This window comes from Cellulosilyticum sp. I15G10I2 (genome assembly GCF_900095725.1).
In the GTDB taxonomy this organism is placed as follows: domain Bacteria; phylum Bacillota; class Clostridia; order Lachnospirales; family Cellulosilyticaceae; genus FMMP01.
The window spans coordinates 232,641-246,064 of the sequence record NZ_FMMP01000028.1; the positions used below are offsets into that span (position 1 = coordinate 232,641).

Annotated in this window: 13 protein-coding genes; 1 reads left to right on the forward strand and 12 read right to left on the reverse strand. The window is 37.3% G+C overall.

The window, feature by feature from the left end:
• Nucleotides 1-6: 6 nt before the first annotated feature.
• The 9 genes from BN3326_RS20060 to BN3326_RS20100 form a co-directional block, all read right to left on the reverse strand.
• Nucleotides 7-1,425, reverse strand: a complete 1,419-nt coding sequence (locus tag BN3326_RS20060; RefSeq protein ID WP_070001026.1) for an aldehyde dehydrogenase family protein — start codon at nt 1,423-1,425, stop codon at nt 7-9.
• Between the two features lie 4 nt (nt 1,426-1,429).
• Entirely contained in the window at nt 1,430-2,365 is a 936-nt protein-coding gene (locus BN3326_RS20065) for a cob(I)yrinic acid a,c-diamide adenosyltransferase (protein ID WP_070001027.1), read from the reverse strand.
• An 11-nt stretch (nt 2,366-2,376) separates the two neighbouring features.
• A complete protein-coding gene (locus BN3326_RS20070; RefSeq protein ID WP_070001028.1) occupies nt 2,377-2,694 on the reverse strand; it encodes a glycerol dehydratase reactivase beta/small subunit family protein in 318 nt (105 codons plus the stop codon).
• Nucleotides 2,688-4,508, reverse strand: coding sequence for a diol dehydratase reactivase subunit alpha (locus tag BN3326_RS20075; protein ID WP_070001029.1), 1,821 nt, complete (start codon nt 4,506-4,508; stop codon nt 2,688-2,690). The genes BN3326_RS20070 and BN3326_RS20075 overlap by 7 nt, the downstream gene beginning before the upstream one ends.
• Before the next feature lie 10 nt (nt 4,509-4,518).
• Entirely contained in the window at nt 4,519-4,920 is a 402-nt protein-coding gene (locus tag BN3326_RS20080; RefSeq protein ID WP_070001030.1) for a diol dehydratase small subunit, read from the reverse strand.
• Between the two features lie 13 nt (nt 4,921-4,933).
• On the reverse strand, nt 4,934-5,536 hold the full coding sequence (locus BN3326_RS20085; protein ID WP_070001031.1) for a glycerol dehydratase reactivase beta/small subunit family protein: 603 nt from the start codon (nt 5,534-5,536) through the stop codon (nt 4,934-4,936).
• Between the two features lie 14 nt (nt 5,537-5,550).
• Nucleotides 5,551-7,215, reverse strand: coding sequence for a propanediol/glycerol family dehydratase large subunit (locus BN3326_RS20090; protein WP_070001032.1), 1,665 nt, complete (start codon nt 7,213-7,215; stop codon nt 5,551-5,553).
• A gap of 17 nt (nt 7,216-7,232) precedes the next feature.
• The gene (locus BN3326_RS20095; protein WP_070001033.1) at nt 7,233-8,075 is read right to left on the reverse strand and encodes a class II aldolase/adducin family protein; all 843 of its coding nucleotides are present in this window, start codon (nt 8,073-8,075) and stop codon (nt 7,233-7,235) included.
• 196 nt (nt 8,076-8,271) lie between these two features.
• A complete protein-coding gene (locus BN3326_RS20100) occupies nt 8,272-9,045 on the reverse strand; it encodes a DeoR/GlpR family DNA-binding transcription regulator (RefSeq protein ID WP_070001034.1) in 774 nt (257 codons plus the stop codon).
• 338 nt (nt 9,046-9,383) lie between these two features.
• Between BN3326_RS20100 and BN3326_RS20105 the strand changes: the two genes are divergently transcribed.
• A complete protein-coding gene (locus tag BN3326_RS20105) occupies nt 9,384-11,372 on the forward strand; it encodes a methyl-accepting chemotaxis protein (protein WP_207646381.1) in 1,989 nt (662 codons plus the stop codon).
• A gap of 212 nt (nt 11,373-11,584) precedes the next feature.
• On the opposite strand, the gene BN3326_RS20110 is transcribed toward BN3326_RS20105, so the two are convergent.
• The 3 genes from BN3326_RS20110 to BN3326_RS20120 all read right to left on the reverse strand — a co-directional run bounded on the left by BN3326_RS20110 (nt 11,585) and on the right by BN3326_RS20120 (nt 13,396).
• Nucleotides 11,585-12,043, reverse strand: a complete 459-nt coding sequence (locus BN3326_RS20110; protein ID WP_070001036.1) for a nucleotidyltransferase family protein — start codon at nt 12,041-12,043, stop codon at nt 11,585-11,587.
• 45 nt (nt 12,044-12,088) lie between these two features.
• The gene (locus BN3326_RS20115; protein ID WP_083258980.1) at nt 12,089-12,346 is read right to left on the reverse strand and encodes a hypothetical protein; all 258 of its coding nucleotides are present in this window, start codon (nt 12,344-12,346) and stop codon (nt 12,089-12,091) included.
• Nucleotides 12,347-12,460: 114 nt separating this feature from the next.
• Nucleotides 12,461-13,396, reverse strand: coding sequence for an AEC family transporter (locus BN3326_RS20120; RefSeq protein ID WP_070001037.1), 936 nt, complete (start codon nt 13,394-13,396; stop codon nt 12,461-12,463).
• Nucleotides 13,397-13,424 lie beyond the last annotated feature (28 nt).

A 13,424-nucleotide genomic window follows, 5' to 3' on the forward strand; every position in this document is an offset into this window, starting at 1 on the left:
TCCTCCCTATCTGATATAAAGCGCGTCTGCCATAACGCATCTTCTTGATTTGGTAAAGGATGCTGCATTCGTTAACCCCTCACCTGTTTTACTTGCTATTGTAAAGGTTGCAAAACCTTCACCGCCAAATCCAATCCCAGCATAAGACGGTGCATTTTTTACAAATATAGCTGTATCAAGTGCTCTGCCATACTTGGTTAGGTTATAAACATTGGATGAATGCATGTGTGCCGAATGTCTGTTACCACCTTCAAGCACTTTGGCAACCGCAATCCCTTCATCTACATTTGCTACTCTAACAATACCAAGCACCGGCATCATAAGTTCTTCTACAACTAAGATATGCTCTTTAGAGGCTTCAAAGATAATACATCTGATGCTCTCTGGTGCTTCTATTCCGATACCTTTTAAGATCACATGGGCATCTCTTCCTACATAGTCACGATTTACAATATAGTGGCCATTTTTTTCTACTAGAATGGTCTGTGCGAGCTTCTCAATTTGTTCACCTTTTAGCATATAACAATCATTTTCTGATGTCATATAGTGAATAAGTTCATCAGCCACTTCATTTACGACAATCACTTCTTTTTCTGCGATACAAGGCAGGTTGTTATCAAAAGTTGCCCCATTAATAATATCTGCTGCTGCTTTTTTAATATTTGCTGTTTCATCTACCAGCACTGGTGGATTACCAGCGCCTGCTGCGATACCCCTTTTGCCGCTTTGAAGAATGGCTTTTACGACACCTGGTCCTCCAGTAGCTACTAAAAGTTGAATATCTGGATGTTTAAATAATGTATTCCCTGACTCAACTGTAGGCTTTAGTACTGAGGTTGCAAGATTTTCAAATCCACCGACTTCTACAGCCGCTTCATTTACAAGCTGTACTGCAAAATTTGATGTCCTGGCAGCATTTGGATGTGAGTTAAATACAACTGTATTACCAGCAGCAATCATCCCAATCGCATTACAAAAGACAGTTTCTGATGGATTAGTTGACGGCGTAATAGCACCTACTACACCAAAGGGACCACTCTCTATAACCGTAAGTCCTTGATCACCACTCCACGCTCTTGTTTTAATACATTCTGTTCCTGGTGTTTTCTTTGCTGTAAGTTCATGTTTAAGTATTTTATGTCCGATCTTACCCATACCTGTTTCATGAACTGCCATCTTGGCAAGCGTCTCTTTATTTGCCATAATTTTTTCTCTAATACGTGCAATAATTTTTTCTCTAAACTCTAGAGGCATCATGTGAAGGTCTTCTTGAGCCGCTTTTGCAGCTGTTATTGCTTCATCCATGCTTTCAAATACACCTTGACCAAGTCCAATTGTTGGTGCTGTCTTTGGTGCTGTTGCTGAAGGTACCCCAAGTTTACGTACAACCTCTTCAACAACTTGTTTTAATTCTATTTCGTTCATTTTTTCACTCTCCTTCTATACACTGAGCGCCATATCTCGCAAACTCTATATCATCTTCGGCCGATCCGCCGCTTACACCTATAGCGCCTATAACGATCCCACCTACTTTAATGGGACAGCCACCTCCAAGGGTTACAATTTTTGCATCCAGCATATTTTCTAATCCTTCAAACTGTGCACCCTTAGCTGTAAGTCGTGCAAGTTCGTGGGTCGGCATTTTTAAAGCAGAAGCCGTAAATGCTTTTTTAATAGCCAGTTCATAGCTTATTACAAACGAGTTATCCATCACTTGAACGCTTATTGGACTGCCTTCTTTTGAAACAACCGCCACAACCACTTGAATGCCTTTGTATGCTGCATATTCTTTAACTTTTTCAATAAGAAAATTAGCTTGCTCTAAATTTAACTCTGTGTGCATTTGCTGAATATTTGTTTTCATTGTTTCTCTAAACACCTTATCTATATATCTGGCTGCTACATATAAGTAGTCCGATAATCTATTAATATACTTTCTTACTTCTGTTTGTGCATCTTGGCATCTGGCTACCGCTCTTTCTGCTCTTCTTGCAACAGTCCGTGCGATATCTACTTGAGATGATAGGGGGTTATCTCCTGGAAGAATAAACTTTGTAAATGAACCAGCCTGTTGTTCATAATGATCAATACAATTTTCTAAAAATCGTATGTCTCCTTGTTTGTTCTGCCATTCTCCCTTACCGCTTGATGCTACTTCACTCATTAAAAGTATAAGTGATTTTTGGATCTTTTCTAATTCATCAACTATAGGCCCTTTTTGAATGATACTTTTTATACCGCCTAAATGACTGGTTAGTTCATCTAGTGTGCCTACAGCTTCTATTTTAGGATGTGTTTTAGGTACCCGTTCTCCGCTATAAAGTCCTGTTGTACCATCATCACCTGTTTGGGTATATATTTTCATTCCTCTCCTCCTTATATCTCAATAAGTGGATTGCCTTTTACATACCTTGCTGCATTTTGACCAAGTTTTCTGTGCTTAGCTGTTGTGTGAAATAAGGGGGCATCTTTTATCTTTTTGACATAAAGTGCTGCATGGTCTGCCTGAATGCCTATACCTACTTCAAGCTGTGACATCTGAGATGCTATATACCCAAGTGTCATTTGATCCTTAGGCATTTGTTCATGAATCACCTTATAAAGCACACCTTCTTCTTCTATACCTGCCAGCATTTCTTTTAAGGCTTTGGTGTCTGGATTATAGGTTTTTATAATAATCTCCGGCCTTACCATACTTTTCCCACCTTTGAAAGCACAAGTCCTGTTGCCACTGCATTTCTTGGTCCTTCTGTTCCTCTAATCTCTCCTTTTCCTACTACGATATTATAATAAGAAAAGGCTTCAAGAATCATATGAGGTATTTCAAAATCAAGGGCACTGCCTCCTACTAAAACAACATTTGAAATACTTCTTATATCATGAGCTACTGCAACTTGCCCTAGTGCTCTTAGAGCGTTTTGCACAAATACTTCTTTCTTGGCTGTTTTCCTTGTAAGCGCTATTTTTTCAAGATTATGCTTTGTCTCAATCGGGATAAGTTCATTTTCTTTACAGACAACTACTTTTCCAAATACTTTTGGACTAAGCGGTTCATTAAAGAACTTTACTTCTCCTGTTTCTAATCTAATGTGGAATAAACTCTCAACCTTAGCCAGCGGATATCTTTTAATATCTTCCGCAAGCGACATATTGTGAAGATCAAGCTGTACATCTATGAGCATTGTAATGAAGTTCCCGGCTCCTGCCAGATGAACTGCTCGCACACTACCATCTTCTAAAACAATGGCTGCATCCGTTGAACCACCACCAAGATCTAGTATAGCAAGGGGTAAGGTGCTGCCTCTTGTTGTAAGCGCTCCAAGACTTGCCATAACTGCTTCAACGCCTGCTACTTCTGCGGGGATCCCAAGGTTCTCATAGACAGCCTTAGCCAGAACCTGCATGGGGAGCTTGTCCGTCTTAACCATTGCCGCTATGGCAACTGCCTTTTCTAGGGAGACTTCTCCTGCAAGGGCGCCTTTTACATTGATAGGAACAAGTACATCTACAGCCAGCAGATCCTTAATGCTTATACTTTGCATCGTACTCTTTGAAAGTATCATGAGATCATGTCTCATGCGTTCTAGCATATAGCCAACATTACTGCCTGTATCTCCTTTGATATTAACGATCTGCGTCATACCAGTGAGACCTTCCATAATCTTGGCTGCCCCTTGGTCAATATTAATCTCCTGCTGGCTGCCGTTTCCATCTACAAATGTCAGTTTGCCTGCTGGCAATACTTTTTCTTTGACTTCTCCATGAGGGGTTCTTACAACTACTGCCGAGCGATTACCTATTAAACTCTTTGCAATCGGAATAATACGCTTAGTTTCTTCATGGGTAAGTTTAAAGATATTGGCTATGCTATAAGGATTAGATAAACTTTGTACTGACCTTCCAGTTCCAGCTACTTCTATTGCAGCCGGCATCCCTATCTGAATCCGTTCAATATATTTCACCTCATCCACGATGGGTATAAAGATTTTGATGCGGTTTTGAATAAGAACTGCTTCATCATTCTGAACAATAGCACCTGCAATACATCTATCTGAGTCATTCATGAGCTTTGCTGCAGCTTCATACTTTATTTCTTTTGGCACGATTACAATATAAGCTTTATCCCGGCTTGCTGATTGAATGTCTGTTATAAGGATTGTTTCACCAATCCCTACCCCTTCTCCGCTAGGTGTACTTGGATCATGTCCTATCATTGTAGAATCTGTAATAATCGTTTCTGTAATAGTCTCCATCGCGGTATCGCCTATAACGGGAGCTGCTTCATTAAGAAAAATCCTATCTATTTCCGAAAGCTTCATCCCTATTTTATCTAATGCGACTTTAAGAGCTTCTTTAATCCCTCTTATGTTTTCTAATGTGCCTTTTGTACCTGTTGTTGTCACGCTGCTGCTACTTTTAAACGTAATATTTCCTGCGCGATCTATTTCAGCGATGCATACCTCCGTAGTTGAATTCCCTATATCTATACCTGCTACTCTTTTTCTCAAAGGTATTCACCTACTCTTTGCGAAGTATATCTCTTTTTTTGTGAACCTCTAGCGTTTCTCTTATAAAGTTTGCACAAATAGGGGCATCGTACTTAGCTTCAAGCTTATCTGCAATATTTTGAAGTTCCGTCTCTGTTGCTCTATAAGGTCTTAAGCTGTTATAGATTTGCAGTATTTCATCATCCGGAACTGCTATAAGCTCTGCTGCTCTTACAAAGTTTTCTGCGAGCTGCGTTTTGCCATCTTCAAGAGCTACTTTTGCTTGGAGCATAAGAGTACTTTTTGAAATTGAAATATCATCAATGCCAATGCTGCCGTTCATGATATTTTCTATGGTTACATCCTCTAGTTTTTTGCCGGTTTTACTGGCTATCAGCTCAGGATATTTTTCTATTAATGGGTATAAATCCATAGCTCTTACCTCCTTAACTTTTAATAGTGACTTGCTCTGGCTGACCTCTGTCTACGACCAGTTCTGTTTCTATCGTATGCATGAGCGCAGCTTTAACTTGAAATTTGGGTCTGCACATGGGGTCATTTTGTATCGGAATAGGCATTACCTGTTCCCCTTTAGCATACTTCGCAGCATTTTTACCTATTTTTCTATAGGTTTCTAAAGTTAAAAGGGGTGCTTGAGGAAACAGTTCTAAATTAGTCAGCGGATAAAGATCCTTTTGGTGAATGACCGCAGTCCCTTTAGACTGAAGTCCTATCCCAATGCCTGATCCCACAAGCTTTGCAACATCATTCCCCATAAAGGAAACATCCGAGGTTCTCATAATTCTATAAACTTTAGGTGTCATGCCCTCTTCTTCAATACCTGCCATGATTTCTCTAAGTACTTGGTCTACCGGCAGGCCGTTAATGGTGTAATGAATTTTAGTCCCATACGCTGCACCTATTCCAATCCCTACCTCTTTTGGATCTTGGTAACCAGAACTTGAAGAGCTGAGGTTTTTATGGGTATTTTGCAAGTCTGAACTTGCAAGTATTTGTCTGACAATATCAGCTATAAGCTTTTCATCCATATTAACATCACCTCCTATAAGTCTTCTGGAGAGATAATATGGGGAATATCTTTTATCTCATCCCAGCGTTCATTACTCATGACATAACCTGTCCCAGGTCCTTTATAATCATTTTTAAAGTTAATCGCACTCTGTACCTTAAAATCAGTGTCTAAGATAGCTGATGTATGGAGGTAATCTCCTGTCATACGCTGCTTAAACATTTCAAGTAAACTGCCGGCTACATCTTCAAAACCTGATTTATGAAGGGCTTTTATAATATCTATCCCTGTAATGCTGTTTTTCATCATTTCATCTATTGCGACTAAATCTTTTACAATATCTCTGTCAATCACATCTTCACTTGAATGTGCATAAGTGATCGCTTCAACTTCTGCATCAGTAACTTCCGGGAAACCTAATTCTTTAAAGATTGCCTGCATAGCTCTTGCTGCCTTGTTTCTAACGTTTATCACGTCTTCTTCTTTAACAGGTCTAAGCCCGCCATCTACTTTAAGATCTCTTTGAAGTACATTATAGTCATCAAAGTCTTCTGCATCAAAGTTTGATCCTGCAAACATATTATCAGCATTTGGTGTACCGCTGTATCCTGAGAAAATAAAGTCTGTGCCTGGAAGCATCTGCATCAGCATTCTTGCTGTTCTCCTAATATCTGAGTGAGAGAATGTCTGATCATTACTGGATGCGACTTCAAGATCAAGTATGGCTGCTATTAAGTTTTCCGCAAGGATTGCTCTTACACCTGATGGTACAGAAGTCGTAATCCCAACGCAGCTTACTGAGCCATTTTGTATCCCTTGTACCCCGCCGCCTTTTGTAACCATAAGACATCTTGTCTCTAGATAAAGCATCGATTTCATTTCTGCATTTCCCATCAGGACTTCAGAGCCTGTCCCTGAAGTGTATCTCATTTTGAGCCCTCTTGAAGCGTAAGCAGAAGCTAAAAAAGTTTTGGAATACGGCGTATCATCACCATCTATAAATACCTTTTCTGTGCCATACACCGAAATAGTCTCTGCATAAGTTGTAAGACCTCTCATACCTAATTCAAGTTCTACAGCTTCTTCAACAGCACATTGTGTAAGTACGCCTCTTGCCCCTATCTGTGAGCCTACTAGAAGACCGATTGCCGTAAAAGGTGCATATCTTGCTATACCTACCGTAGTTTCTTCTTCTCTAAAACCTCGTAGTGCGCCCTCAGCAGCATCTGCCGCAATAAGGATTGGATTATCTTTAGCGTTTGTTATATGTGCTTGATTTGCTGGATGTCGTCTTGCTCTCATTTTTTGCATTGCCATCATCATCTCAACGACATTTAAATGATTCATGACTCTTGTGAGTTTTGCTGGTGTAAAGCCTTTTGCTATTTCTACAATTTCTTCTCTTGAAACATGAATATCCACCAACATTCTCGCAATATCTAAAGTAGGTATTTCCATGCTTTTAGCAGCAATATCTGTATTTATATAATGATCTGCAATAAAGTAGTCCATAAAATCAAAGTCTTCTCTTTTTTTTCCATCCATTTCAATAACTTGTCCATCTTTAATCAGGATAGAAGGAGAAGGATCATATGGACTTAACATAGCCACAAAACCTTTTTCTGGCCATTCCTTGATAAAGCCATCTTTATTAACAGGGCGACTATCTAGCATTTCCATTCTTTTAGAACGTCTCACTGCCTCCCACCCCAATCTTATTTTTTAAGTTGTTTTAATACTTCTTCTGTAATACGTGCAATAAGGTCTGCTTGTGATGAACTTTCTGCGGCCTTTGGTGCCTTACTCTCACAGCTGCATACTCTATTTTTGCAGTTTGCATCATGTGTACATGAAGAACCTTCTGGTTTTGTACATAATCCTTCTCTTTCAATACAAGGATGTTTGCCTGGTACGTTGAACGCTTTTCTTAAATCAAGAAGACGTTTAACTTCGTGAGCTGGAATTTCTTTTGCGCCGCCTAACATTTGTGCTCTATAGGATAATTCTGCGTAGAATTCTAAACTTTCCATTTTAAAGTATGCAGCCATAAGGTCAATACCCCATGATAAAGCACCATGGCTTTCAAGTAATACTGCATCATGTGTTGCAAAGAATGGTTCGATTGCATCAGGGATTTCCATAGTTGATGGCAAACCATAGGGTGCGATAGGTACTTCGCCAAGGAAGATTGTAGCTTCTGGCATAATCTGCTTGTCCAGTGGAATACCTGCTATAGCATGAGCTGTTGCATACATTGGATGTGCATGAACTACTGAGTTAACGTCTTCTCTGCATTCATAAACACGTAAATGCATTTTAATTTCTGAAGATGGTTTATGAATACCGTCTGACTGAAGCACATTACCTTTCATGTCAATCTTACAAATCATGTTTGGTGTCATAAAGCCTTTACTTACACCTGTTGGTGTACAGAGGATTTCGTTAGGACCAATCTTATAAGAAAAGTTTCCGTCATTAGCTGCTACCATTCCTCTATTGTAAACACGTTTCCCAATCTCACACATTAACTTTCTCATTTCAAATTCATTAACAAACATATGTTACCTCCCTGATTTTTGTTTTTTGTTAGTTTGTGTTGTTTTATCTTTGTTTGACTTTATTCTATCACTATCACCCTATGAATTCAATAGATTTTTTGATTAAAATACAGAATTTCAATAAAAAAGTGTATAAATCTACTAAAAAGTGGTTACACTAATTTTTTTAATAAATTCATACACTTAAGGTTACTATTTAATCACATATAATCTGTTTGATGTTGTTGTTTTCACAGAAGTTTTTCCACTCCTGGGGTAGTTCTCGATCTGTAACAATATAATCTACTTTGCTTACTTCCATGAGTTTATACATAGAAATTCTTTGCATTTTAGTGCTGTCTACTGCTAATATAATCTCCTTAGCACATCCAATCATAGCTTTTTTAATTTCTACTTCTAGTTCATTCGTATCCATAACACCTTTTTCAAGCTCTGCCCCTTTACAAGATATAACTGCTTTATCGGCATAGTAATTTTTAATATTATCTTTAGCTGTAGGGCCTATAAGCGAAAGAGATCTTTTTCTAAGGGTCCCGCCTGTTGATACAACATTTATTTCCTCATACGTACTAAGTTCAGATAAAATACTCACAGAATTAGTAATAATAGTAAGTCTCTTAGTTTTATCTATATTTTTAGCTACTTCTAAACAAGTTGTACTTGAATCGAGCATAATCACTTCCCCATCGTAAAGCATATTAGATACTGCAAAAGCAATTTTTTGTTTACTGGTTATATTTTCTTTAAGACGCATACTAAATGGTGTATCTTCTGTATCTTTTGATGCGCTATTTATAAAAATAGCTCCTCCATATGTTCTTTTTAATATTCCTTGCTTTTCTATCTTTTCTAAATCTCTTCGGATTGTTTCTTCTGTTACATCAAAACGTTTGCTAAGCTCTATCACTTTAACTGATTTTTCTCGTTCTACAATCTCAGTAATATGTTTTTGTCTCTCTAGTGCCAGCATTATACCCCTCCAGTCTCTATATTTTCATTATTTATCATACGTTACAATGTGCTTTATATGGTTTTATGTTGTATTTTCTTTATTTTATTTGATTTTAACATACATTTATTCATTTTTAAATAGATTTCTCACATAATCTTAACTTTACATTTTTTTAACGTTAATTTAACATAGAAGCCTTACGATAGAATTGTTAAAATTTACAACAAGATAAAGGAGCGCTTATGAACAGCTTACGCGTCAAACTAAAACCAATGTTCTCCCATAGATTATTAAGTACACGCTTTAAGTTTAATTTCAAATGGGGTCTAAAATTCAGCTTAAAAAAATCTGGACTTATGAGCCGTATTATTATATTAACTTTTTTGATCTCTGTACTGCCTATAGTGCTATTAATCTCAGCTATGATTTATGATTCTAAAACGAGCATTGAAACTGATATTAAAGATTCGGCACTTTTATTTAATAAAAATATGATGGATGAGCTAAGTACTACTTTAAACAACGAGTTAAATATCCTTCAGGTACTTGCTACAGATTCTTTGTTTTTAGATTTTAATAACAGCTCTCTTCATCAAGATATCCTTCGTGAAAAGTTACTAAGTGTGGCAGATAGCAAAGATTTCGTTTCTGGCATCTATATAAGATTCGAAGATTACGACACACCTATTGGCTATTCAAAAAATAATCTAGCTAAGCTCACCAAAGAAGATATTAACGGCAACTATCTCTATAATAGTGCTAAAAAAAAGAGTGCATTTATTATTTCTGATCCTTACCAAGATGATATTACAAACACACTTCTTATCACCCTATGTTTTCCCATTATAAATGAAGCTAATCAATTTATAGGTGCAATGAATATGGATATAAGTATGGATTACCTCTCTAAACATCTTCAAGTACATATGAACGAAGCAGGTATGGATCCTAATATAGATGTACTGATTTATCTAGATAACGGTACAATCATTACCTCAACAAATGAAAACTACATCAATAAGAAGCTTGCACTCTTAGAAGGAGGCCATAGCATAATTAATGGTCGCACGGAAACTTTTTCAGCTGATTTTATAGGAGATTATTATCATTTTTTTAAAGGTGTAAGAAGCAATGGACTTAATATTGTATGTTATGTAAAAGCGTCTTATTTAACTGCTCTACTAAAAACTAAGACAGCGCCTTTATGCTATACCATACTTATTGTATTTACTCTTACTGTCTCACTCGGTTTAATCTATGCTTACTTCTTTCTGAAACCTATTAAGCATATTTTAACAGCACTTAGCAGAATTAAGGCAAATGATTTAAACGTCCATATAGATACTCAAAAAATCAAAACCCGGGATATATTTGAAATAGCTCATGCCACTAATGAACTCATACATAGTCTAAAGTCTACTATTATAAGTTTGCAAAACACCTCTAATCAATTAGTAAAAGATGCAAACATCGCTAAAGAAAGTATCAATCACTGCAATACCTACGGAGATGAAACTTTGACTCTCGTGGAAGCAATCTCTGCGGGAGCTGATACTCAAATGCAGAAAATCAAAGATAGTATTCATTCTTCAGTCATATTAAACGAAAAATTTGAAGAAGCCTCACTAACTAAAATAAAGATGCATGAAGCATCCTCAACTGTTACCCAGGCTGTTACTAATGGTATGACAATGGTGCATCACCTCAAAGAATCTATGGGTTTAAATAACCAAAAACTTACGGATTTAAAAACGGGGGTAGCTTTAATAGGCGATAAATCCACTTCGATTAAACACATTTTATCTACTATGCAGAACCTTACTAAACAAACTAATCTGCTTGCTTTTAATGCCTCAATAGAAGCCAACCGGGCTGGTGAAAATGGACGAGGTTTTGCCGTAGTAGCTAATGAAGTCAAAAAACTTGCTGATCAGTCTGCAAACTTCGCAATAGAAATCGAAAAAATAGTAGGTGAAAATATCATTTCTGTTAACCAGCTTGTAACAGATGTAGATGCTTTCGTTAGTGTCCAAGGTTCTACTGAGGATGTGCTTCGTCAAACTGAATACCGTTTTCTAGATATTAGTACTGCTATTGCATCCGTTCAAGAAGCTATAAGCAATATGGACTATGTTTTAAAAGATATTGAAGAGGCCAAAAACAATGTTATCTCTGAAATAAATAGTGTTTATAGTGTTGCACAAGAAACAACTACCTCTACTGAAATAGTTAAATCCTGCGCAGCCCTGCAAGTTGCTAATTTACAAGAAGTTCTTGCAACTTTTGAGGGGCTGAAAAACCTTTCAATCACCCTTGAAAACATCGTACATAATTACACTTTATAGAACACTACCCCTCGAACATTTTATAAAGAAGATGAGCTGATACGTTTAAAACCCATATCAGCTCATCATATACTTTATAACATAATCCTCTTAATTCTAAAATATTCATACCCATTTCTTCTTCAATTACTTCTTCAAAATAATCTTCACCGTCTCATCCTCTTTTAATAAGCTCTCATAAGTCCATTTACTCCAACTGAAACGATTACCATCTATATGTAAGTTATATAGGAATCCTCTAGAAAAGTATCTAAGGCAGCAAGTATTTTATCTGCAGCCCTCCGATATTTTTTGACTCTTTGATAATCTTCTTCTGATAGATTTGGAATACGAGATAAATTCATATTATCTGCTAGGTCTGCAAGCTTAACATGGCAAGCCAACCGATTCTCCATAACTCTCTTTATGAACTCATCATAAGTTTCATTCTTACGTTTTGTAAGTGCATCAAGTGAAGTGATGATTTCTTTCTTAAAGCCTGCTGCACTTAAGTCTTCAAAGGTAACAGCAGTATCTTCTATCACATCATGCAGTACAGCACATATCTGTGCATCTTCAGTCTTGCAGCCAAGCATGACACGAAGCGGATGGAGAATATAAGGTGCTCCTGCTTTATCAACTTGTCCTTGATGTGCAGTTGTTGCTATTAAGATGGCTTTGTCTAGATTCATAAGGTTGACTCCTTTTGGACGAAGTTGGTATGTTTTATAACGTTGCTACTTTTTTATCCATTCTTTAAATACTAATATAGAAAAAACTATTGCCAATATTAAAAAGCTGATTCCTATTATTATCGGAACGTATGTACATGCATTTACTAGTCCATTAGAAACAGTCCAGCTGTTTGCCCCAATAGGTCTTGAAAAATGGCTTCCCAGATCTTCGCCATATGCAAATCCAATCCACATGCTTATGATTCCTATTACAAATAAACCTATTATTATTTGCAGTATTTTTTTCATTTTTGAATCCAAATAAATCCCTCCCTTCCTTTATAACCAATACTATATATCTATTTATTAGGATCAGAAAAAGATAAATAGAAAACGATACATGCACTAATACATGAAAGAATAGTTGTGACTTCATCAAAAACTCAACCCAACCAGAATACCGTAGCCGATAAATGATACTGCTGTCGAATACACCAGCAACTGTGTGAAAAAATCTACTTCTTCCCGCTTCTGAATATACAGTGGAAGAATATACGGTGCAGGCAATAAAATAAAAGCGTAAAAAGCCTGTATAAACAGTCCATCCAAATCGGGGATTAGGCGTATTATAGCAAACAACACCAGTGTACCAAGCCCCACCACCAGCACGATCCGTGATAAAATATATGTTACTGTTTTGCGAAGATGTGTACGCTGAAAAACCATCGTGTACCCGATAACGATCAAAATCAGCGGTGAAGTCAGTGGCTTGAGAAACGCTATAACCGCAAGTAGACTCTGACCGATAACATGTTCATTCATCAGAGGTCGGATTCCCGCAAGGTTCGCCGCTACCCCTAAGACAATGGCGATAATCGTTGGTGTCTTTAAAAATTGCCCAACTGTTTCCGTAAGACTAAAAGGCTTATCTGCCGATCTCGCAATTAGCGGCACATAAAAGAACCATATAAACAATTCATGACCAAAGCCAATAAGCATGATGACTGGCAGCTGCTCCATACCCCAGATGGCACCAAAAAGACCAACCCCAATCATCCCAAACTCAAATCCCGTCATATAACCCTTCGTATAAAACATTCCAAAAGTCTTTGGAAAAAACTTATGTAATCCACTACCAATTCCATATAACAGGCCACAATAAATAAAAATTAACCCAAAAAGCAATAGATATGACATCTCAAGTGTCATTGTCGAAAATGCATCAAACAAAACAGCCGGCAATGCAACCCCTATAATCAATGTCTTCAATCCTTCTATAAACACATCCGAAAATAATTTTTTCCATTTCGCAAAAAAACCAATCCCCATCAACAAAAAAATTGGCAACAACCTTCTCAGTACTTCCTCCACAATCCACACCCCTTCACACTTCATTCTA